A 23,704-nucleotide genomic window follows, 5' to 3' on the forward strand; every position below is an offset into this window, starting at 1 on the left:
ATTGGTTCGCATTTATCGCAAAGCTACAGTCATCTTTGTCACGGGCTGTACTGGCCTATGCGACATGCGCAAGGCTCCGGGGGGATCGCCATGTGGGACGCCGTTGCTTCGTCACGCCCAACTCCAGTCGACAGCGTCACCGCCGCGCCTGATCCGGCAGCGGGGCCGGGGGCGGGGGCATTCCAGCCGCCGACCGTGTCACTGCCCAAGGGGGGCGGGGCGGTTCGTGGGATCGGCGAGAAGTTCGAGAGCAACGCGGTCAACGGCACCGGCACACTCACCGTGCCCCTGGCCACCAGTCCCGGGCGAAGCGGTTTCGGGCCGTCGCTCACCCTGCGGTACGACTCCGGGGCGGGCAACGGCCCGTTCGGATTCGGCTGGCGATTATCCCTGCCGGCGATCACACGCAAGACGGACAAGGGCCTGCCGCGCTACACCTCCGAGGACGTGTTCACATTGTCCGGCGCGGAGGACCTCGTCCCCGAGCCCGAGCCGCTGTCCCGCGTGGACGCCGGGCGCGCATACGACGTGCGGCGGTATCGCCCGCGCATCGAGGGTCTGTTCGCCAGGATCGAGAGATGGACGGACACGGTCTCGGGTGAGACCCACTGGAGGTCGGTCTCACCCAGCAACGTCACCACCGTCTACGGCCGGACACCCAGCAGCCGGATCGCCGACCCGGCGGACAGCGGCCGTGTCTTCAGCTGGCTGATCTGCCAGAGCTACGACGACACCGGCAACGCCGTGGTCTACGAGTACAAGGCGGAGGACTCCGAGGGGATCGACCCCTGTCTGCCGCACGAGCGGCACCGCTCGCCGATGGACCGTTCGGCCAACCGGTATCTGAAGCGGGTGAAGTACGGCAATCGCCCGTCACGGCTGGCCGACCCGCAACTGTCCCAAGCCAGTTGGATGTTCGAGCTCGTCCTCGACTACGGCGAGCATGACATGGCCGATCCACGCCCGGACGGGACCGCCCCCTGGGGTTGTCGTGAGGACGCGTTCTCCACCCACCGCGCGGGCTTCGAGATCCGTAACTACCGGCTGTGCCGACGGGTGCTGATGTTCCATCACTTCCCCGGCGAGCCGGGGGTCGGCCAGGACTGTCTGACCCGCTCCACCGACTTCTCCTACCGTGAGGACCCGGCGGCCTCGTTCCTCGCCTCGGTGACCCAGGCCGGGTACCGGCGCCGGGACGAAGGCGGCTATCTGCGGAAGCCGATGCCCCCGCTGGACCTGCGCTACAGCGAGGCGGTCATCGACCCACAGCTGCATGAACTGCCACCGGAGAGTCTGGAGCACCTTCCGGCCGGGCCGGACGCGCCGGGATACCAGTGGGTCGATCTCGACGGCGAAGGCATCGCGGGCGTCCTCACCGAGCAGGGCGGGGGCTGGTTCTACGCACCGGCCCTCGGCGCCGGCCGCTACGGCCCTCTGAAGGAGGTCGCCACCCGCCCGTCCACCGGCGTGCTCGGCGGTGGTCGCCCACAGCTCATCGACCTCGCCGGGGACGGACGCCTGGACCTCGTCGACTTCGGCGGCACCGCGCCCGGCTTCCACGAGCGCACGGAGCGGCGGGACTGGTCGCGCTTCCGCCCGTTCTCCTCGCTGCCCACCGTGGACTGGCACGATCCCCAGCTGCGCCTGGTGGACCTGACGGGCGACGGCCATGCCGATGTGCTGATCACCGAGGAGGACGTGCTCAGCTGGCACTCCTCGCTGGCCGAGGAGGGATTCGGGCCCGCACAGCGCACCCATCCGCCGCTGGGCGAGGAGCACGGCCCCCGCGTGGTGCTCGCCGATGCCGAACAGTCGCTCCACCTGGCGGACATGTCCGGCGACGGCCTGTCCGACCTGGTCCGGATCCGCAACGGAGAGGTGTGCTACTGGCCCAGCCTCGGCTACGGCCGGTTCGGAGCCAAGGTCGACATGGACGGCGCGCCGTGGTTCGACGAGCCGGATCACTTCGACCCGCGGCGGATCAGACTGGCCGATACCGACGGCTCCGGCACCACCGACCTCATCTACCTCCACCGCTCATCGGTCCGCCTCTACGCCAACCACTCGGGAAACGCCTGGGCCCCGCCCCATGAGCTGCCGGTCTCCTTCCCGCGGGCGGACAGCGTCTCCCAGGTCTCGGTGGTGGACCTGCTCGGCAGCGGCACCGCCTGTCTGGTGTGGTCCTCTCCCCTGCCGGGCGACAGTGGACGTCAGGTGCGCTATGTCGATCTGATGGGCGGCCGCAAACCGCACCTCCTGGTGGAGGTGCGCAACAACCTGGGCGCCGAGACCCACGTCGCCTATGCGCCGTCGACCCGGTTCCATCTGGAGGACAAGGCCGCGGGCAGGCCGTGGCTCACCCGGCTGCCGTTCCCGGTGCAGGTGGTCGAGCGGGTCGAGACCCTGGACCGGATCAGCGGAAACCGCTTGGTCACCAGGTACGCGTACCACCACGGCCATTTCGACGGTACCGAGCGCGAGTTCCGGGGCTTCGGGATGGTGGAGCAGTGGGACACCGAGAGCTTCGCCGCACTGGACGCGTCCGGCGCCACGAACGCCGATGAGGCACACCACGTCCCGCCCGTTCTGACCCGGACGTGGTTCCACACCGGTGCGGTCGGTCAAAACCGCCTTCGCGCAGAGCAGTTGGAGCGCGCGTACGGGGGGCGGTCGCTGCTTCCCGGCACCGTCCTGCCCCCGGTGTCGCTCACCCCCGATGAGGAGCGGCAGGCGTGCCGCGCGCTCAAGGGCTCGATGCTGCGCCAGGAGGTGTACGCGCTCGACGCCACGGAAGCCGAGCCGCGGCCGTACACCGTGGTCGAGCGCAATTACACGGTCAGGCTGATACGCCACGCCCACGGCGAGCAACCGCCCGGGGGCGAACCGCCCTACGCGGTCTTCTTCGTCCACCCGCGCGAGACCCTCACCGCACACCATGAGCGCATGCTGTACGACGTCGAGGGACAACCGAGCGCCGACCCCCGGGTCAGCCATGAACTGGTCCTGGCCGTGGACGACTTCGGCAATGTGCTGCGGTCGGCGTCGGTCGGGTACGGCCGCCGCCATCCCGATCCCGACCCGGCGCTCACCCCCGAGGACCGGGCACGGCAACACCGGCGCCATGTCGTGCACACCGAGCACCGTTACACCCACGCGGTGGACGAGCCGGACGCCTACCGCACGCCGGTGCGCTGCGAGAGCCGGGCGTGGGAGCTGCTGGCCCTGAGTCCTGACGGCCCGCTGTTCGGCCTGGAGGAGCTGGACCGGGCGCTCACCGCGACCACCCGGGAGCTGCCGTACGAGGAGTGGGACGCCGATCCGCCGGAGCCCGCTCGGCGGCTGATCGAGCACACCCGCACGCTGTTCCGGCGTGATGACCTCACCGGGCCGCTGCCACTCGGCGCCCTGGAGCCGAAGGCACTGCCGTACGCCGGGTACCGGCTGGCCTTCACCCCCAGTCTGCTGACCGAGCTCTACGGCGACCGGGTGGACGAGACCTTGGTCTCCGGCCCCGGGGGCTATGTCCGGCTGGCGGGCCACGACGGCTGGTGGATCCCGTCCGGCCGGGTCTTCTACTCCCCGGCGGAGGTCGACGAACTCGGCCACGCCCGGCGGCACTTCTTCCTCCCCCACCGTGCCCAGGATCCGTTCGGCGCGATCACCGAGGTGGCCTACGACCCGTACGACCTGCTGGTCCAGCAGGTGCGGGACGCGGTGGGCAATGTGGTCACGGCGGGTGAGCGTGACCCCGAGGGCCGTCTCTCCCGCAATGGAAACGACTACCGCGTACTGCTGCCGGGCACGGTCATGGACCCCAACCGCAACCGCTCGGAAGCCGCCTTCGACGCACTCGGGATGGTGGTCGGCACCGCGGTACGGGGCAAACCGGAGGAGTTGCTCGGCGACACGCTCGACGCCTTCGACCCCGACCCGGACGAGGAGACGGTCGGCGCCTACTTCGATGACCCGCTGAGCGACCCGCATCCGCTGCTCGGCGGCGCCGGCACCCGCCTGCTCTATGACCTGTTCGCCTACGTCCGCACCCATGACCAGGAGCGCCCCGCCTGCCCGGCGGTGGCCACCCTGGCCCGCGAGACCCACGTTTCCGACCTCGGCGACGGTGAGCGGACCCGGATCCAGCACAGCGTGTCCTACTCCGACGGGTTCGGCCGGGAGGTCCAGCAGAAGGTGCGGGCCGAGCCCGGCCCGCTGACCGACGGCGGCCCGGACATCACACCCCGCTGGGTCGGCACCGGCTGGACGGTCTTCAACAACAAGGGAAAACCGGTCCGTCAGTACGAGCCGTTCTTCTCCGCCACGCACCACTTCGAGTTCGCGGTGACGGTCGGTGTCAGCCCCGTGCTGTTCTACGATCCGCTGGAGCGGGTGGTCGCCACGCTGCGCCCTGACGACACATGGGAGAAGGTGGTCTTCGACCCGTGGCGCCGGACGAGTTGGGACGTCAACGACACGGTGCTGCTCGACCCCCGCCGGGACCCGGACGTCGGCGGCTATGTGCGCCGCCATCTGTCCCGCGGCGATGGCTGGCGCAGCTGGTACGACCGGCGCATCGGCGGCGACCTCGGCCCCGCCCAGCGGGCGGCGGCCGAGAAGGCGGCCGGTCACGCGGCGACCCCCTCCCGCGCCTGGTTCGACAGTCTCGGCCGCACGTTCCTCGCCCTGGCCGACAATGGCTCCGCGTCGTATCCGACCCGTACTCGGCTCGACATCGAGGGCAAGGAGCGCGAGGTGATCGACGCGCTCGGACGGGTCGTGATGCGGTACGCCTACGCGATTCCGGGCGGGCGGGTGCGCCAGGCGGGCATGGAGGCCGGCGAGCGCCTCGTGCTCAACGATGTCACCGGTAAGCCGGTGTCTTCCTGGAACGGCAGGGGTTTCCGGTTCCGCACGGAGTACGACGCGCTGCGCCGCCCGGTCCGCACCTTTGTGCGCGGCGGCGACCAGCCCGGCGAGATCCTGTACGAGAGCACCGAGTACGGCGAGGGCCGACCGGATGCTCAGCGGCTCAACCTGCTCGGCCACACCTTCCGGTCACGGGACGGCGCCGGTGTCGCCACGAGCGCCGCCTATGACTTCAAGGGCAATCTGCTCCACGCTCGGCGCCGATTGGCGGTGGAATACCGCCGGTCCCCCGACTGGGCGGGCGATGTGGAGCTGGAGGACCACGACTACACCAGCTCCACGCGCTACGACGCCCTCAACCGTCCGACGCGGCTGACCGCCCCGGACGGCAGTGTGACCCGCCCCGTGTACAACGAGGCCAACCTCCTCGAACGCCTCAGCTCCCAGCTGCGGAGCGCGACACAGCCGACAGCCTTCGTCGCGGGCATCGACTACAACGCACGCGGTCAGCGAACATCCATCGCGTACGACAACGGTGTGCGCACCGTCTACTCCTACGACCCATTGACCTTCCGTCTGACGGGGCTCCGCACGATGCGCGGCCAGACGGCGCTCCAGGACCTGGCCTACACCTATGACCCGGCCGGAAACATCACCCGCGTCGAGGACGGCGCCCAGCAGACGGTCTTCTTCCGCAACCGCCGCGTGGAGCCGAGTGCCGACTTCACCTACGACGCGCTGTACCGCCTGGTCGAAGCCACCGGGCGCGAGCACCTCGGCCAAGCCGGTGGCGTTTCGGTCCCCACCAGCCAGGACGACGCTCCTCGGGTGCGCCTGGCCCACCCGGGCGACGGTGACGCGCTCGGCCGTTACGTGCAGCGATATGTCTACGATGCCGTCGGCAACATCCTCTCGATGGCCCACCGGGGCGATGACCCGTCCCGGCCCGGCTGGACCCGCGACTACCGCTACGCCGAACCCAGCCTCCTGGAGCCGGAACGGGCCGGGAACCGCCTGACGGGCACTACGGCGAGCGAGAGCGAGACGCTCCAGCCCTTCGGCTACGACGAGCACGGCAACATCACCTCCATGCCCGAGCTGCCGGTCATGCGCTGGGATGTGAAGGACCAATTGCGGGCTTGCGCACGGCAGGCCGTCACCGCCGGGTCACCTGAAACCACGTATTACACCTACGATTCCGGCGGTCTGCGCATCCGTAAGGTGACCGACCACCGGAAGGGGAGGCGGAAAGCCGAGAGGATCTCCTTCGGAGCCTTCGAGATCTACCGGGAGTTCGCGGGCGATGGCACCGTGGCGCTGGCTCGCGAAACGTTGCACATCCTCGATGACAAGCGGCTCATCGCGCTGGTGGAGACCCGCACCGAGGGCATGGACGCCGGTCCGCAGCAGCTCGTGCGGTATCAGCTCGCCAATCATCTCGGCTCGGCCGCTCTGGAATTGGACGCGGACGCGGACATCATCTCGTACGAGGAGTACTACCCCTACGGCAGCACCTCGTACCAGGCCGTCCGCAGCCGGACGGAGACTCCGAAGCGCTACCGCTGGACCGGGAGGGAACGCGACGAGGAATCCGGCCTGAACTATCACGGGGCCCGGTTCTACATCCCCTGGCTCGGCCGCTGGACGAGCTGCGATCCGGCAGGGCTGGCGGACGGACCGAATGTCTATTGCTATGTGCGTAACCGCCCGCTGGTAGCGGTCGATCCACAGGGCCGACAGAGCGCGGACTCGCAGGAAATGATGATGGGCATGATGTGGGACCGCATGGGCCAGGAATTCAGTGCCATGATCGAGTCGATTTTCGGTGGCAAGGCCTATGTGAACCCCAGGGCCAACAGGGTCGAGTACTCGCCCCCGGAGGGCGGGGTCGGCGGCATGGTCGGCGGAGTGGTGCGGGCCGGGACCCTGCGGCTCGTACCGATCGAAAACAACCCGACACCCGCCAGTGTGGTCGGTCTGGAAGTCGGGGCGGGGTTCGTTCCGGTCCTGGATCCGGGGGCACGGCTCGTCACCGGGACGACGGTCACGGGCCAGGACACCAGCCGTCTGTGGGCCGGTGTCCAATTCGGCCTCGATGTACTGCCGTTCGCCATGGAACTGCATGCGGCGAGCGCGGAGAGCCGGGCCGTGAGCGCCGCCTCACGGGCCGAGACCACCACCGTGCGTGCGGCCTCCGAGGCATCGACGGTGGAGCGGCAGGCGAACAATGCGACGCGGGTGGTGTCGGCACCGCCCCCGGAGCCGGTACCGGCTTCCTTCGACACCGCGTTCGACCTGAACGCCAGAGGTGCGATGACCGGTGGAGGTTACATCTCCACCGGACCGGTATCGGCCGGTTCGACCGAGCGGCTCACCAGAGCCATCGAGAACAGGATGCGAGCCCTGGGGATTCCGCAGACGAATATCGGAATCCCATGGGAAGGGGGCCGGGGGTACAACCCGGCCGGCGGGACGGTCGGCGGAAATGTCGCCGGTGTCGGTATCAACGTGGACCCGGGCGTCCTGGAGCCGGTGGTGGGCTGGGCCGAGTGGAACAACGCTTCGCTCTCCACCCGTGTTGACACGGTGATCGCTCACGAGTGGTTCGAGTTCCACGGCGTCTCACATGCCGAAGCGGTCCGGCTTGGACGTACCGCGGGGTCCCCGCTCCCGATCAGCGCCGAAGCGCAACAGCTTCTCAAGACCTTCCCATCCCCTCCTCCGGCACCACCTCCATCGACGCCCTGATGGATCCGACGCACCAACCGATGGTCAAGAATTCGCCGCGAAGACGAGGGGTGCCTCCCCATGGCCAGCATCATCACCATCCGTCTCCACCCCGTCGAACCGGTCGCGGGAGAGGACTTCACCGGCTATCTGACCGGGCTCAGCATCACGGCATGGGATCTGACCTTCAGCACACCGCTGGACGGGATCCTCATCGGCACCGCCACCTACAAGTCCCCACCGGACGCGAGCACCACGATCGTGCAGCACTACAGCCCGCCCGGGCTGCCGCCCGTCCCGGTGAAACCACTGGCCGTGGCCACCGCGGTGATCAGGGTTCCCGACCCGCCCGACCACCCGGAGCACCGGACGCGCGATCTGCGGCTGGAGATCACCCGGGCCGGCCAGCAGATCGTGCACCGCCAGGTGTACTTCAACGTGCCGGAGCAGCAGCACGACGGGCCGCTGAGCCCGGCCGTGTATCCCCTCCTGGCCCCGAGCCTGTTCCTGCCGCTGCCCGCTGCCGCTCTCGACAGCCAGAACCCCCTGGAGCTGCCCGCCGACGGCACCCCGCCGCGCTTCGCGGACCTGCGCAGGGCCGTCGCCGATGTGCTCGGGCACGACCCGGGGGACACCTCGGTCCTCCCGACCCTCACCCCGCAGCAGGCCAAACATGTCGCCTACGAGATCGTCTGGAACAGCGCGCTGCGCCCGCTGCCCGTGCCCGATCCGTACAACCCGACCACCTCGAACCAGTCCACGCGCTCGCTCGAAGCGATGTACACCGGCAAGAAGGGCGACGACGACCCGAGCGAACAGGCCCGCCGCCGCTTCGAGGGCGAGCGGCAGGCGTACTACGCCAGGGGGAACGCGGAGGCCGAGCGGCTGGCCGGGTTCGTGTACGCGCTGAGCGGCGCGATCGCGGCCGAGGCGCGCAGCCGGCAAGCCGTCCGGGCCGGGTTGGACTTCCCGGTCCAGCTCACCCCTCCGCCGGCCGGTACCGGGGCCCGGTACCGGGAGGCCAAGGTCATCCTCGAGGGTCTCGGAGCGCTGGCCGAGCCCCGGTTCGGCGTTCCGGCCGCGTATTTCTACGTACTGTCCGCGACCATGCCCACCTCCGTGACCGCCGACCGGCGGTACGAACTGGCCGTCCTCGCGGAGGAGAGGCACACCCGCGACACCTTACGGACCGCCATCACACTCGGTGTGCTCGATGAGGCCGCCGACCAGGCGGGGGTCGGGTTCGAGCCGCCGCTCGCCACCACGCACGCGAACATCAACCAGGCAGCGCGGCGACTGCGCGCGCTGGGCGCGGCCACGGGCCCGGCGACGGCGCTCGCGGCCGAGCGGGTGCGGGCGCTGGTGCAGAACCAGCTGACGTTCACGGGCGAGAACATCACCGTCTTCTGGGCCGCGCTGACCTCCCCGGCGGATCTGGCCGCCCATCTGGAGCTGGTGCTGTGCGCCCTCACCGGCGGCCGTGACGCGCTGATGGCCAGGATCAGGACCTCGTTCGCCGTCGGCTCGGCGGCGGAGCTGGCCCAGAGGAAGGCGGACGACTGGCGCGGCCTGTTCCGCACACCGGACGGTGGTGTCGACGACACGCTGCTGCCGCCGTTCATCGTCGCGGGGAGCCCACAGGACCGGGTGAACGCGTTCATCCGGCACGTCGCCAAGTTCTTCGCGCTCACCACCGAGGCCGGTGACCGGGAGGCCCCCGAGCCGGGGCGGCCGCCACGGTTCCGGGAGCTCCACCGGGATCCGCTGACCGCCTTCACCGGCTTCTACGGCCCGGACTTCGTCTTCGGCGAGCCCTGGGACGAGGACCGGATGCGCGGCGCCGTCGGCGATGTGTTCCCCGACGACCACGACGCACGCGCCTGGCTGGAGCAGCTGATCCGGGCCGTGGACGAACTCGCCCTGCTCGCCCGGGCGATCCCGGCGGCGGACCGGCGGTTCTCCGCGATGGAAGCGCTCTACGCCCGCGGTTTCACCAGCCGTGTCCAGGTGCGGGAGCTGTCCCTCGAGGAGTTCACCCGCGCGCTCACCGGCACCGTTGTCCACCAGGATGCCGCGCTCCTCCACACGGCGGCGACCGCGACCGGGGAGGGGGGAGACGGCGACGAGGGAAACGGATCCGGCTGCTTCGTGCCCGTCAACCCGGACGGACGGCTGGTCGACTGTCTGCCGCCGGACCATCTGTCGCCGCTGGGACCGGTGGCCTACCTACAGCAGCTGCTCCGGCTCAGCGCCCGCTCCACCTGCGAAAACCCCACACCGAGCGGTGACTTCAGCCAGCTGGGCGACATACTCGCCGCCCGCCGGGGACCGGTGGGCGACCTCCTGGCGTCCGAGGCCAATCTGTCCACCCCCCTGCCGGTGATCGACCTCGTCAACGAGTGCCTGGAGGCCGTCGCCACCCATCCGGACGATCCGGTGGGCGCGGTGCGCAACACCAGTGACACCGAGCTGGGCGGCCACCCCCTGGGATCGCCCCACGACCCGGCCACCCTGTTCGCCGCGCTGCCCGAGCACTCCACGCCCGCGGCCCCGGTCGCCGAGCCCGGCGCGTACGAGATCCTGCGCAAGGACTTCTCCGCCCCCGCGCTGCCCTACGCCCAGGCCCTCGACATCGGCCGCGGCTATCTCGGGCACCTGCGCACCAGCCGTTACGCCACGATGCGCCGCTTCCGCGAGGACATCACCGAGCTGGTGCTCGACCCGGCCGCCGAGCCGGCGGACTTCCAGCGCCATCTGTGGCGCTACCCGGTGCGCACCGAACTCGCCCACGAGTACCTCGGGGTCACTCCCGAGGAGGCCGAGCTGCTGTACGGCACGGGTGAGCTCCCGCCGTGGGAGCTGTACGGCTTCCCGGCGGAGTCGGTCAGCGACACCTCCTGGACCCGGATCGTCGTACGGCTGCCGGAGTTCCTGGTGCGCACCGGGCTGACCTACTGCGAGTTCCTGGAGCTGTGGCGGTCCGAGTACGTGCGGTTCCGCGCCCACCTGCCGAGCGACACGCGGGGCGACGCCGATGGGCGCGACGTGGCCGATGCGCGCGAGGACACCGACGACTGCCTGCCGTTCCCCGACTGCGAGCCCTGCGATCTCGCCGCCTACCGCATCCGGTTCACCGATCCGCAGGACCCTGAGCAGGCGCTCCGCCGACTGGCGGTGTTCATCCGGCTCTGGCGCACCCTGCGCGCCCTGCCCGGCGGTGGGTACGGATTCGCCGAACTCCGCGACATCTGCGAGGTGCTGGGGCTGTTCGGAGCCGAGGGGACCGTCGGCCCGGGTTTCCTCCGGCAGCTCGCCGCCTTCCAGCTCCTGCGCGACGACTTCCTGCTCGCGCTCACCGACGGCAGCCCGCCCGTGCCCGGTGAGACCGGTGAGCGGCGGACGCATCTGCTGGCGCTGTGGGTGGGGCCGGACGCCTCCCACTGGGACTGGGCGGTCGACGAGCTGCTGGACCAGATCCAGTGGCATGCCCTGGCCCGGCACGGCTGCGGCTGCCGCCCGCCGGAGTTCCGCAAGCTGCTCGCCGAGAATCTGGGCCCGCTCTCCCGGCTGGCCGGTTTCGACCCCGGGTCCGCGGCCGACACATGGTCCGCGCGTCCGACGCACACGCTGCGGTTCGCCGAGGTCCTGGGCAAGGTCTACGCCTCCGACTTCGGCATCGGGGAGATCCTGTTCCTGTTCACCACCGATGACCACCTCGACGGCGACGACCCGTTCCCGCTGCAACCGGGGAACGAGGCACTGGACTCACCCCTCGGCCTGCCCGATGACGAGACGCACTTCTCGCTGTGGGACCTGCGCCGTGCGCTGCTGGCCGTGGAGGTGTCCGACGAGGACGCCGCGGCCTGGTCCTGGGACCGCGTCTCCACCACCCTGCGCGGGGAGTTCGGCTTCGCACCGCCGGCCGGGTCCCCGGATCCGCTGCTCTCGCTGGGAACACATTTCTTCCCCTCGGTGCTGGAGACCTGCGGCCTCCCGGTGCCGATCGCCGACCGGCAGTACCGGACCGGGCTGCCGCAGGCGGACACCGCTCCGCTGATGTGGAACACCCCGCCCGACGGCCCCTTCCGCTACGACAGCGCGGCCGGGCAGCTGTGGACCCAGGTGCCGCTGACCGACGCCTCGGTGATCGCGAAACTGCGCCGTGTCCGCCGGCTGAAGCCCTCGGAGCAGACCGCGGTCCGGGAGCTGTACTTCCGGCCGCGCGCCGATCTCGCGCCGTTCGCCTTCCTCTTCGGCAGTCTCGAGGAGGCCGAGGAACGGCTCGTCGAGGAGCCCGACGAAGGCCGCCGCTGGGCGTACTTCCAGCGTGCCTTCGCCCGTGCGCACGCCCGTTGCCGGATCATCGCCGCGCATCTGGCCGGCCATGTGGCCGAGTGGACCGGGCATCCCGGGGACGACACGGGCGACGGTTGCGGCGGGGCGGACCTGGCGTGGGCGCTGCTGGGCCATCTGTACGCCGACGAGAACCGCGCCCTCGGCCCGTGGGAGTCCGACTCCGGTGAGCGGCCCGCCGTCACCTGGCCGGACCAGCCGTCCGGCGGCGCGTTCGCGGCCCTGCTCGGCCTCACCGGTACGGGGCTGCTGGGCGAGCTCGCCCCGGAGGGCGGGCCGACGGCCTGGCGCGAGCTCCGCGGGCCGATGTCCGCCTTCGGCCCCGAGAGGGACGCCGCGGGGGTGCAGATCCCGACCGTGCTGCCCGCGCTCGACCTGACGCCGAGCGAGGCGCAGGAGCGCTTCGTCAGCGTCCGCAACGGCTTCGCGCTCGCCAACCCCGACGGCCGTCCGCTGGGCAGTGCGCACGGCTGGACCGCGCGCTGGACCGGCGCGCTGCTGGTCGAGGAGGAGGGCGGGTACACCTTCCGGGCGGGCGCCCCGGCCCCCGAGGGAGAGCCGCCCGACACCGCGGCCGCGCACCGCAAGCGCTGGCGGGTGTCGCTGCGGCGCGGGCAGCGCAGCTGGGTGCTGCTCAGCCACGACTGGCCGGACGAGACCGCGCCGCCGGACTGCTCCGCGCCGTTGACGCTGCGCCGTGGCGTCTACCAGCTGACCGTCGAACTGGCCCAGCCGAGCCCCGCGTTCGCGCGCCCGGAGGACCTCTGCCCGGCCACCGGCGGGTTCGAGGTCAGCTACGCGGGCCCCGACAGCGGCGGCGAGCTGGTCGTGATCCCCCGCGAGCGGCTGTTCCATGACCGCAAGGACCAGCCGCTCGACGAAGGACTGTGCGTGGAGGGCGCCGCCCGGACCTTTCTGCACGGGCATTTCACCAGCACGCTGCGCGATATCCGGCGCACCTATCAGCGGGCCTTCAAGGCCCTGCTGTTCACCAGCCGCTTCGCGCTGTCCGCGCGTCCCGCCGCCGACGACGGACAGTCCGAGCTGGGCTATCTGCTCGCCCACTCCGGCGACTTCACCGGCACCTCGTACTACCGCCACGGCGGCGGCTTCCGGGTGCACCACGCCTTCCTGGACTTCAACTTCCTCCCCCTGAAGGACAATTACCACTCTCCCGCCGCCGCCCAGGACCGCCGGGTGAACCCGACGCCCCGCCGTCGGCAGGCACTGTTCGACTGGTGGGAGCGGATCTTCGACTACACCGTCGTACGCCGTGACGCGGCCGGAGCACCCGAGCGCCCGCTGTGGCTGCTGTTCCACGAGGCCGCCGAGAACCACCCGGACGACCCGGCCCATCTGCTCCGGCACATGGGCGTTGACCTGCTGCACACCCCCCTGGTGCTCCGCTACTTCCCCGGTCACCAGGTGTCCAGCGCCGACCTGGAGGACGAGCGCTGGGCGATCCGCGTCTGGCACGCCGACGCCTGGATCCGCGCACTGCGCCGGAACTTCCTGGTCAAGGACCTCCGAGCGGCCCGACCCGACCTATGGGCCTCGGACGACCCGGGGGTGCCCCCGACCGGTGAAACGGTGACCGGCAATCAGAACCTCACCCGGTTCGTGCGCGATGGCTGCTTCGAGAACGGCCAACCCCACCGCTACGAGGATGTCAAGCGGCTCAACGACGGTCTGCGGGAGCGGGCCAGAGCCGCGTTGGGCGCGTATCTGTGCGCGATGGACCGGGTGCCGTTGCCCGACGGCGGAGCCGTCAGCGAGCCCGGCCGCCTCAGTGAGGTGCTGCTGCTCGATGTCGAGGCCGGGCTGTGCGAGCGGACGAGCCGGATCGAGGAGGCGATCGGGGCCGTCCAGCTGTTCATCCGGCGCGCTCAGCTCGGCCTGGAGCCGCGGTTCACCGTGACACCCGCCTTCTCCCTGCTGTGGGAGCGGCGTTTCGCCGACTACCGGCTGTGGGAGAGCTGCACCCGGCGGGAGCTCTACCGGGAGAACTGGATCGACTGGGAGGAGCTGGACCGGGCCAGGCGCGGCGAAGGGTTCCGCCTGCTCGAGGCCGAACTGCGCAGCGCCACGCTCACCGTTCCGCTGCCCGGCGGCCTGGAGTACTGGAGCGGGGGGCGGCCACCGGTCCACCCGGGTCTGACACCGCTCCAGGCGGACCGGCCCGCCGGCATCCAGGGACTCGCCCCGGCCAGGGAGGGCCTCGATGTGCTGGGCACACCGGAGTGGTCCGCCACACCGTCCTGGCCGGCCGCCGTAGGGCTCTCCGCCGGCGACGGAAACGGCCAGGGGAACAACGACCACGACGGCGGCCAGGACGGCGACGGCGACAGGCCACGGCTGACAGCGTACGGGGAGGACGACGGGGCCGGTGCTGACGTACCGCTGTGGATCCAGGCCGCCGTGCGCCTGGGCACCCGGTTCATCCGGGTGGCCGCGGCCTGCGAGCCGCCCGCGGCCACGGGCTTCGCCCCCCGCCCTACGGACGGTGCGGAGGTCTGCTGCACCGACTGCGACGCCCCCGCGTCGGCGGTGGTCGACGAGTACTACTTCTGGACGGTCGACGTCCGGCGGTACGAGGAGCAGGAACAGCAGGCGGAATGGCCCTGGCACCAGCCGGACGAGCTGCCCCGGCTGCTGCACTGGGACAGCGGGCGCGCCGTGCGTCTGGCCTGGTGCCGGGTCCACAACGGCCGGTTCCTGCAACCACGGAGGTCGGCGGAGGCCGTGCGGGTCGGCGACGGGGAGGGAAGCGGCGATCTGGAGTTCGTGGGCCGCACCGCGGACTCGCTGACGTTCCGGGTAACCGGTGGTGTCGCGCCGCCACCCCACCAGGGCGCCCCGGCCGGTTTCCGCTACGACCTCGCGGCCGACGCCGCCGTTCCGCTGCCGCTGGTGGTGGAGCCGGATCCGTCGGACGGCGCCCCCGTTTACCCGGGCGCGCTGCCCGCGTACCCGTACTTCGCCTACCACGCGCCGGGCGCGCGGCTGGTGCCCGAGTCGCCCTTCGCCCCCGCCGTGACGGTCGCCGGGGCGCTGCGGGCCCGCTGTCGGTTCGAGGCCGCCCTCAAGTGGTACGAACTGGCCTTCGCCCCGCTGTCCTCCGACTCCGGCTGGCTGCACCGGACCGGGGACGACGCCAAACGGCGGTCGATCGTCCTGCACTACACGGAGACACTGCTCCAGTGGGGCGACGCCGCGCTCCAGCGCGGTACTCCCGAATCGTTCGGCCATGCCCGGCTGCTGTTCGACACCGCGGCCAGGCTGCTGGGTGCCCGGCCCCGTACGATCACGGCGGAACCGGACCGCGAACCGGACACCGTGGCGGAGTCCGTGCCGCTCGCCCCGCCGCTCAATCCCCGGCTGATCGCTCTCTACGACCGCACCTCCGACCGGCAGGGCCTGATCCGGGCCTGCCTCGACGCGCACCGGCTGCGCCGCCCGGCCCTGCCGTACCCGGGGGCGCGGCCGGACGCGGGGAGTGTGTCCGGGCGGCCCTGCCCGGACGACGTGGACTGGTGTGCGCCGCCCAGCCCGTACCGCTTTGTCTTCCTGGTGCAGAAGGCCGTGGAGCTGACCGGTGAGGTGCGCGCTCTCGGCACGGCGCTGCTCGCCGCGTACGAGAAGGGCGACGCCGAGTGCCTCGCCTCGCTGCGCGCCACCCAGGAGAGCCAGTTGCTGGCGCTCGCCTCGCAGGTCCGGCAGCAGCAGTGGCGGGAGGCCGACTGGCAGCTCCAGGCGCTGCACAAGACGAAGGAGATGACACAGACCCGCCGCAACTACTACGCCGCGCTGGTCGAGCACGGTCTGATCAGCAAGGAGATCGAGTACGAGAACCTCACCGGTACGGGTCTCGCGCTGCGCACCGCGAGCAATGTCACCGAGGGCATCGCGCAGATCATGGGACTGATCCCGGACATGTTCGTGGGGTTCCCCTGCAACCAGATCCAGCCGCCGGTCGGCTCCAAGCTGGGCGGTGTGTTCTCGGCGGCCGCAAGGATCACCAACGGGCTCGCCGAGATCGCCAACACCATGGCGGGGCTGCGGCTGACCCAGGCGGGCTGGGTGCGCCGGGAGGAGGAGTGGCGCCACCAGGTGGAGGTGCTGGACATCGAGCTGGAACAGGTGGAGCGGCAGATCCTCGCGGCCGGGCGCCGCCGGGGCATCGCCCTGCGCGAGCTGGAGAGCCATCAGCGGCAGCTGGAACACTCCGTCGACGTCCAGGACTTCCTGCGCTCCAAGTTCACCAGCCACGACCTCTACCTCCATCTCCAGCAGGAGACGGCGGCCCTGTACCACCAGCTGTACGAACTGGCCGTGCACACCGCCCGGCAGGCGCAGCGGGCCTTCAACATCGAGCGGGGACACACCGCGCGTGACTTCCTGCCGGTGGAGGACGGCCGCGACCTGCGCGAGAGGCTCCTCGCAGGAGAGCGGCTCCAGCTCGCGCTGCGGCAGATGGAACACGCCTACCTCGACGAGAACCTCCGCGAGTACGAACTGACCAAGCACTTCTCGCTGCGCCGCGACTTCCCCCTCCAGTTCCTGCTGCTCCAGGCCACCGGTGTGTGCGAGATCGAGCTCCCGGAGTGGATGTTCGACCAGGACTACGGCCACTACCTGAGGCGGATCAGGAACGTCGGCCTCACCATCCCGTGCGTGGTAGGCCCGTACGCGGGGGTGCACTGCCGGCTGACACTGCTCAGCAGCACCACCCGGATCAGCCCCGAGCTGACCGCGCCACCGGCCGTGTGCTGCGGGGAGGGCGAGCCGGGCAACGGCTACCCGGCCCTGCCCGACGATCCGCGGATCGTCAGCGAATATCTCGCCACCGAGGCGATCGCCACCTCCACCGGGCAGAATGACACGGGGATGTTCGAGCTCAACTTCCGGGACGAGCGCAAGCTGCCCTTCGAATTCCGCGGTGCGGTGAGCAGGTGGCGGATCGAGATGCGCCCCCGGAACAACCAGTTCGACCTCGACACGGTGGCGGACGTCCTGCTCCACCTCAACTACACGGCCCGCGAGGGCGGGGATGCCCTGCGACATGCGGCCGAGGAGATCGCGGACCGCCATCTGCCCGGTTCCGGCCTGCGGTACTTCGACGTCCGGCACGATATGACATCGGCCTGGCACGCCTTCCGGCGCCCGCACGGCGAGGACCGCCATCACGAACTGACGCTGCGGCTCGGCCGGGGTATGTTCCCCTTCCTGCCGGGCCGGAAGGATGTACGGGTCAGCCGTGTGGAGCTGTTCTTCGAGACCGCACACCCGGTGCCCAGCGAGCACCACCTGCTGCACTTCACCCCCGCCCGCCCCCACTGGCAGCACACCGACGACCCGTGCCCCGCCACCGAGATGCGCTGTGTGGCGGGCGCCGACTGGCCGGGGCTCTTCCACGGTGTGCTCGAGGACCTCGGCTCCGGTCCGCTGGTCCGCACCGGAGAGGCCGAGCTCGGCACCTTCTCCTTCCCCGCCCGACTGCCGGAGGTGACACGCATCCTGCTGCTCTGCGCGTACGAGGTGTGCTGACCGGGCGGGTCCCCCGCTCATTCACGGCCGTGGCCGCGGAGGTGTACCGGCCGGGCTGTGGCTCCCGCACCCGGTGTGCGCAGCAGACGCACACCGGGTGGGCACTGTCATGGTGCAGGAGACCGGTGGGCCGTCAGGCGGCGGCCGGGGTGTAGTGGCCGGCCTCGTCGCCTTCGAGGACGTAAGAGCGCTCGCCGTCCACGCCGACCGGGGCATCACCCGCGACGGTCACCCGGTGCAGCAGGCGCGGCAGGTCGCCGTAGTCGTCGGGGGCGTAGTGCTGGGTGATGCGGTTGTCGAAGACCACCACATCCCCCGGGGACCAGGCGATCCGCACGATGTTCTCCGGGCGGATGACATAGGACTGGAAGATCCGCAGCAGATCACGGGACTCGGATGGGCCGAGGCCGAGGAAGCTCTGCGCGAAGCCGCCGATGAACAGTCCGCGCTCGCCGCTCTCGGGGTGGACACGGACCACGGGGTGGGCGGTCCGGTACTTCCGGGAGACGAACCGCTTGCGGTGCTCGGCCGCCTTCTCGTTCCGGGGCGCGGCGTAGTCGTAGTCGTTGGTGTGCACGGCCCACAGCTTGTCGGCCAGCTCGCGCAGCGGCTGGGGCAGGTCCTGGTAAGCGGCGCCCGCGTTGGCGATGAGCGTGGTGCCGCCGTAGGGCGGGACCACGATGCCGCGCAGGGTGGACACCTTCGGGGGCGTACGGACGAAGGTGACGTCCGTGTGCCAGTGGTTGGCGCGGATGCCCTCCTCGGCGTCGACCGGCAGGATGCTGGGCTGCCCCTCGACGGACGGCACCGTGGGGTGCGCGGTGGTCAGCTCGCCGAAGAGGGAGGCGAAGCGGAGCTGGGCGGCGTCGTCCAGGTGCTGGTCACGGAAGATGAGCGCCTTGTGTTCCAGGAGCGAGGAGTTGATGTCCGAGACGAGCGCGGGGTCGAGGTCGTCGGAGAGTGTGACGCCGAGGACTTCGGCGCCGATCCGGCCGCCGATCTTTCGGACGTCGAATCCGGTGCTGGTCGTCATGGGGCTCTGTCCCTTCGGTGGTGAGGTTCAGGAGGTGATGGGCGGTGAGGGGCGGGCGGCACCCGGCGCGGGGAGCGGCGGACCGACGGCCCGCAGGGGCGCGGGGGTCCGGCCGCGGCCCCAGCCGATGTGGCGGCGGTAGCTGCCGAGCAGACCGGTGCGGCGCAGATGGCCCTCGTCGCGCACCGCTTGGTCGTCGGGCAACGGGTGGGTGACGGGGGCGACGAACAGCGCGTCCACGGGGCAGTTCGCCTCGCACTGGAAGCAGGTCTGGCAGTCCTCCTGCCGGCTGAGCAGGGGGATGCCGTCCGGGCCCCGGTCGAAGACGTTCGTCGGGCACACCGCGACGCACTTGTCACAGGCGATACAGCGCTCTGCCGAGACCAGTTCGATCACGAGGCCACCTCCAGCGGTGTGGTCGTCAGGGGCTCAGGACGGGTCCATACGCGGTCGAGACCGCCCGTCACGATGCGGTGGTGCAGACCCGGGTCCCGGGCGGGGAAGTCGAGCCGCTTGGCCATGCCCCGGGTCTCGGTGCGGGTGAGCGCCGCGGTGTACATCCAGCGGGCGTGCGCCGCCATCGCCGCGGCCTGCCGGGCCCGTACGACGTCCCCGTCCTCGGCGTGCAGGGTCGCGCGCAGCCGCTGCCAGATGTCGTCCAGCGTCCGCAGGGAGGCCCTCAGCCCGTCTCCGTGGCGCAGATAGTTCTTCTCGTACGGCAGGACCTCGCCCTGGACGGCGGCGACGGCCTCGCGGAAGCCGTCGGCGGGGCCCGGTGTTCCGGTGGGACGCAGTCCCGCGCCGCCCACCGGTGCGGTACGCCGGGCGCGGGCGCCGCCGGAGAGCGAGCGCGCGTGACGTGCCGCCGCCTGGCCCGCCCAGCTGCCGGAGGAGATGGCCCAGGCCGCGTTGTGGCTGCCGCCGCCGGTGAAGCCGCCGCAGATCAGCTCGCGGGTGGCGGCGTCGCCCGCCGCGTAGAGTCCGGGCACGGTGGTGGCGCAGTCGTCTCCGGTGATGCGGATTCCGCCGGTGCCGCGCACGGTGCCCTCGGCGATCAGTGTGATGGGGAAGCGCTGGGTGAAGGGGTCGATGCCCAGCCGGTCGAAGGTGAGGAAGAAGTTGGGCTGGGTGAGGCGCATGGCCGCCTGGGCGTCCGCGTCGGCGCGGTCGAGGCGGCAGTACACCTTCTCCTGGAGCAGCGCCCGGGCGATGACCGAGCGGCCGCCCTGGCTGGCCGCGCCCTCCAGCACCGTGCCGTCCTCGTGGAAGAAGGTGGCGAAGGAGTAGAAGGCGGACTTGGTGACCGAGGTGTGCTCGGGTGCGATGCCGTACGCGTTGGAGAACTCCATGCCGGACAGGTCGGCTCCGGCCTCGGCGGCGAACAGGGCGCCGTCGCCGGTGTTGACGTTGCAGCCGAGGGCGCCACTGAGGAACGCGCAGCCGCCGGTGGCCAGGACCACCGCACCCGCGCGTACCCGGTACGGCTCCCGGGTCTGGCGGCGGTACCCGCCGGCGCCCGCCACCGCACCCGAGGTGTCGGTGAGCAGTTCGTACACCGGGCTGTGGTCCAGGACGCGCACCCCGGCGCGTTTCACACGGACACGCATTCGCCGCATGTACTCGGGACCGTGCAGACCGTTTCTGAGCGGCTGTCCGTCCGGCCCCGTCGGAAAGGGGTAACGGGCCTCGTCGGCAAGCTCGTTGACGCCCTCGTACGTCTGGTCCAGGACACGTGCCATCCAGCGGCGGTCGGCGAGGTAGCCGCCGAGTGCCTCCCTGCTCGCCATGGCCGCCTCGCGAGCGGCGGGCTCCGGCGGCACGTACCACACGCCGGTGCCCGCGGAGGCGGTGGCGCCACTGGTACCGCAGTATCCCTTGTCGGCGAGGACGACGGCGGCGCCCGCCCGGGCCGCTTTGAGGGCTGCCCAGGTGGCGGCCGGGCCGCCGCCGACGACGAGGACGTCGGTGGTCAGCTCGAGCGTGGTCACGCGATGCCCCTCTCCCTTCCGGCGGCGGCCACCGGTGCCACGGCGGGCCGGGACAGGCCGTAGTGGTCACGCAGGGTGCCGCCGGTGTACTCGGTACGGAACAGACCGCGCCGCTGGAGGACCGGGACGACGTGGTCCACGAAGTCCTCGAGACCACCCGGCAGATGGGGCGGCATGATGTTGAATCCGTCGGCGGCGCCTTCGGTGAACCACTCCTCGAGCTCGTCGGCGATCTGTTCCGGGGTTCCGGCGAAGACGCGGTGGCCTCGGCCACCGCCGAGCCGGGCGATCAGCTCGCGCAGGGTGAGGCCGTCGCGGCGGGCGAGTTCGGCGACGAGGGTGAAACGGCTCTTGTTGCCGTTGATGTCCCGCTCTTCCGGGAGCTCGGGCAGCGGGCCGTCCAGCGGGAGGCCGGTCAGGTCGGTGCCCAGCATTCCGGAGAGCTGCTGCAACCCGTACTCGGGCACCTGGAGCGCGGTCAGTTCCTCCTCGAGCGCGCGGGCCTCGGCCTCGGTCGAGCCGATGACGGGGCAGATGCCGGGGAGGATCTTCAGCTGGTCCCGGGTGCGGCCGTGTCGTGCCAGCCGGGAGGTCAGGTCCTTGGCGAAGGTCTGCGCGTCGGCCAGGGTCTGCTGGGCGGTGAAGACCGCCTCCGCGTACCGGGCGGCGAACTCCTTGCCGTCCTCCGAGGATCCGGCCTGGACGAGCAGCGGGTGGCCCTGCGGCGAGCGCCGCACATTGAGCGGGCCGTCCACCCGGAAGTGGGCTCCGCGGTGGCCGATGGCGCGTACCTTGTCGCCGTCCGCGTAGACGCCGCGCTCCCGGTCGAGCACCACCGCGTCGTCTTCCCAGCTGTCCCACAGCCGGGTGGCCACATCGAGGAATTCGGCGGCGCGCTCGTAGCGCAGCCGGTGTTCGAGGTGTTCCTCGCGTCCGAAGTTCCGGGCCTCGGCGACATTGCCGGAGGTCACGATGTTCCACCCGGCCCGGCCACCGCTGAGGTGGTCGAGCGAGGCGAACCGGCGGGCTACGTGGAAGGGTTCGTCGAAGGTGGTGGAGACGGTTGCGATCAGCCCGATGTGCTCGGTGGTGACCGCGAGCGCGGACAGCAGGGTGAGCGGTTCGAAGCCGCCCACCGCGTTGTGGCGGGCGTTTCCCCACAAGGTGAGACCGTCGGCGAGGAAGAGCGAGTCGAGCTTGCCGCGCTCGGCGGTCCGTGCGAGCTCCTGGAAGTAGCTCAGGTCGGTGATGCGCTCGGGCTGTGTACGGGGGTGCCGCCACGCGGCGTCGTGGTGGCCCGCGTTCATCAGGAAGGCGTTGAGATGGAACGGGCGTCGTCTGCTGGCCATGGGGGACCTTTCTGCTGACGTCATGTCAGGTGATGCCATACGTCCGCGGTTGCGGGGCGCGGGTCAGGTCTGTGCGGGGACGCGCCAGGAGCTGAGCCTGCGTTCCACGGTCACGAGCAACTGGTTGAAGACGACGCCGATGACGGAGATGGTGAGGATCCCGGCGTACATCTGCGGGATCGCGAAGTTGTACTGCGAGGTGTTGATCAGATAGCCGAGCCCTTCCTTGGCGCCGACCATCTCCGCGGCCACCAGCACCAGGATGGAATAGGCTCCGGCCAGCCGTATGCCCGTGAAGATCTGCGGTATGGAGGCGGGCAGGATCACCTTCTGGAACAGCCGGGGCGCGGACAGATCCATGGACTTCGCCAATTTGATCAGTGTGGGATCCACCTGGCGTACGGCGCTGATGGTGTTGAGGAGGATCGGCCAGGTGCAGGCGTAGAGCACGATGGAGATCTTCGATGTCTCGCCGATGCCCAGCAGCAGGACGAACACCGGGAGCAGCGCGAGGGCGGCGGTGTTGCGGAACAGTTCGAGCAGCGGTCCCAGCAGATCGGCGATCAGCCGATACCGGCCGATCAGCAGCCCCAGCGGGACGCTGATGGCGACGGCCAGACCGAATCCGGTGAACGAACGCGACAGGCTGGCCTTGGCGTTGTCGGTGAGATCCCCGTCGGCCAGCAACTCCCACCAGGCGCGGGCGACCTCGCTGAAGGGCGGCAGGAAGGTGCCGTCCACCAGACCGACGCGGGGCGCGATCTCCCATACGGCCAGCAGGGCGGCGACCGCGGCCACCTTGGTGAGGCCGCGCAGCAGCAGGCCGGGCAGTCGGCGGGCGACGGCGCGGGCCCTGGCCGTCAGGGGTGCGGGTGGTTGCCGTTTATCCGGCTCCGATGTCGCTGTGCCCGCGGGATCCGGTGTGTGTGGCCCGGCAGTGGTCCCGGAAGCCGGGGCGGGCTCCGTCACGGGGGTGGTGGGGTCCTTGGTCGCGGTCGTTGTCCCGGTGGCGGGGCTCATGCGGGAACACTCTCCTTCTCCAACTGCTGGGCTCGGGCCACTTCGTCGTGCAGCAGGCTCCAGATCTCGTGTCGGTAGCGCGCGAACTCCGGGCTGGAGCGCACGTCGTCCGCCGTGGTGCGGGCGTCGAGCGCGATCGGTACGACCTCTTTGACGGTCCCCGGCCGGGAGGTGAGGACGGCCACCCGCTGCCCGAGGTAGACCGCTTCCTCGATGCCATGGGTGATGAAGACCACCGTCTTGCCGGTCCGTTCCCAGATCCGCAGCAGCTCGTTCTGCAACAGCTCGCGTGTCTGCGCGTCCAGGGCGGCGAACGGCTCGTCCATGAGCAGCACATCGGGGTCGTAGGCGAGGCTGCGCGCGATCGCCACGCGCTGGCGCATTCCGCCGGAGAGTTCGTGCGGGTGGCGGTCCTCGAATCCGGTCAGACCCACCAGGTCCAGGTATTCCCGGGCGCGTTCGGCGCGCCGGCGCCGCGGCACTCCGGTGGCCTCGAGGCCGAACTCGACATTGCCCAGGGCCGTGCGCCAGGGCAGCAGGGCGTACTGCTGGAAGACGATGCCGCGGTCGAGACCGGGACCGGTGACCGGCTCTCCGTCCAGGAGGATCCGCCCGCACGTGGGCTGGGTGAGGCCGCCGAGCAGGTCCAGCAGGGTGGACTTGCCGCAGCCGCTGGGTCCGACGACCACCACGAACTCACCCGCCGAGATCTCCAGGTCGATTCCGTCCAGGGCGGTGAACTCGGTGCCCTGGCGGCGGCCTGCCGAACCCTGCACCGGGAACGCCTTGCGGACCTGCTCAAAAGCGATTTTGACGGTCATGGA

8 protein-coding genes are annotated in these 23,704 nt (G+C 70.8%); 2 read left to right on the forward strand and 6 right to left on the reverse strand.

Features of this window, described 5'->3' with window-relative positions; all coding sequences use genetic code 11:
• Positions 1 to 195: 195 nt before the first annotated feature.
• Together HUT19_RS02880 and HUT19_RS02885 are read left to right on the forward strand one after the other, a co-directional pair.
• Positions 196 to 7,611 (forward strand): SpvB/TcaC N-terminal domain-containing protein, encoded by a 7,416-nt coding sequence (locus tag HUT19_RS02880; RefSeq protein WP_254885408.1) that lies wholly within the window; start codon positions 196 to 198, stop codon positions 7,609 to 7,611.
• Positions 7,612 to 7,671: 60 nt separating this feature from the next.
• On the forward strand, positions 7,672 to 17,490 hold the full coding sequence (locus HUT19_RS02885; RefSeq protein ID WP_176178906.1) for a neuraminidase-like domain-containing protein: 9,819 nt from the start codon (positions 7,672 to 7,674) through the stop codon (positions 17,488 to 17,490).
• Positions 17,491 to 17,623: 133 nt separating this feature from the next.
• On the opposite strand, the gene HUT19_RS02890 is transcribed toward HUT19_RS02885, so the two are convergent.
• From HUT19_RS02890 to HUT19_RS02915, 6 genes are all read right to left on the reverse strand, one after another.
• Positions 17,624 to 18,523, reverse strand: coding sequence for a TauD/TfdA family dioxygenase (locus HUT19_RS02890; RefSeq protein WP_176178907.1), 900 nt, complete (start codon positions 18,521 to 18,523; stop codon positions 17,624 to 17,626).
• Positions 18,524 to 18,550: 27 nt separating this feature from the next.
• Positions 18,551 to 18,919 carry a ferredoxin family protein gene (locus HUT19_RS02895; RefSeq protein ID WP_176178908.1) on the reverse strand — a complete coding sequence of 123 codons (369 nt, stop codon included), beginning with the start codon at positions 18,917 to 18,919 and terminating at the stop codon, positions 18,551 to 18,553.
• Positions 18,916 to 20,511, reverse strand: a complete 1,596-nt coding sequence (locus HUT19_RS02900; protein WP_176178909.1) for an FAD-dependent oxidoreductase — start codon at positions 20,509 to 20,511, stop codon at positions 18,916 to 18,918. The genes HUT19_RS02895 and HUT19_RS02900 overlap by 4 nt, the downstream gene beginning before the upstream one ends.
• Entirely contained in the window at positions 20,508 to 21,860 is a 1,353-nt protein-coding gene (locus tag HUT19_RS02905) for an LLM class flavin-dependent oxidoreductase (protein WP_176178910.1), read from the reverse strand. The genes HUT19_RS02900 and HUT19_RS02905 overlap by 4 nt, the downstream gene beginning before the upstream one ends.
• 63 nt (positions 21,861 to 21,923) lie before the next feature.
• Positions 21,924 to 22,880 carry an ABC transporter permease gene (locus HUT19_RS02910; protein ID WP_217712238.1) on the reverse strand — a complete coding sequence of 319 codons (957 nt, stop codon included), beginning with the start codon at positions 22,878 to 22,880 and terminating at the stop codon, positions 21,924 to 21,926.
• Positions 22,877 to 23,701: an ABC transporter ATP-binding protein gene (locus tag HUT19_RS02915; RefSeq protein ID WP_176178911.1), complete on the reverse strand. Its 825-nt coding sequence runs from the start codon at positions 23,699 to 23,701 to the stop codon at positions 22,877 to 22,879. The genes HUT19_RS02910 and HUT19_RS02915 overlap by 4 nt, the downstream gene beginning before the upstream one ends.
• Positions 23,702 to 23,704 lie beyond the last annotated feature (3 nt).

Origin of the sequence: Streptomyces sp. NA02950 (assembly GCF_013364155.1) — a bacterium.
Lineage (GTDB): Bacteria > Actinomycetota > Actinomycetes > Streptomycetales > Streptomycetaceae > Streptomyces.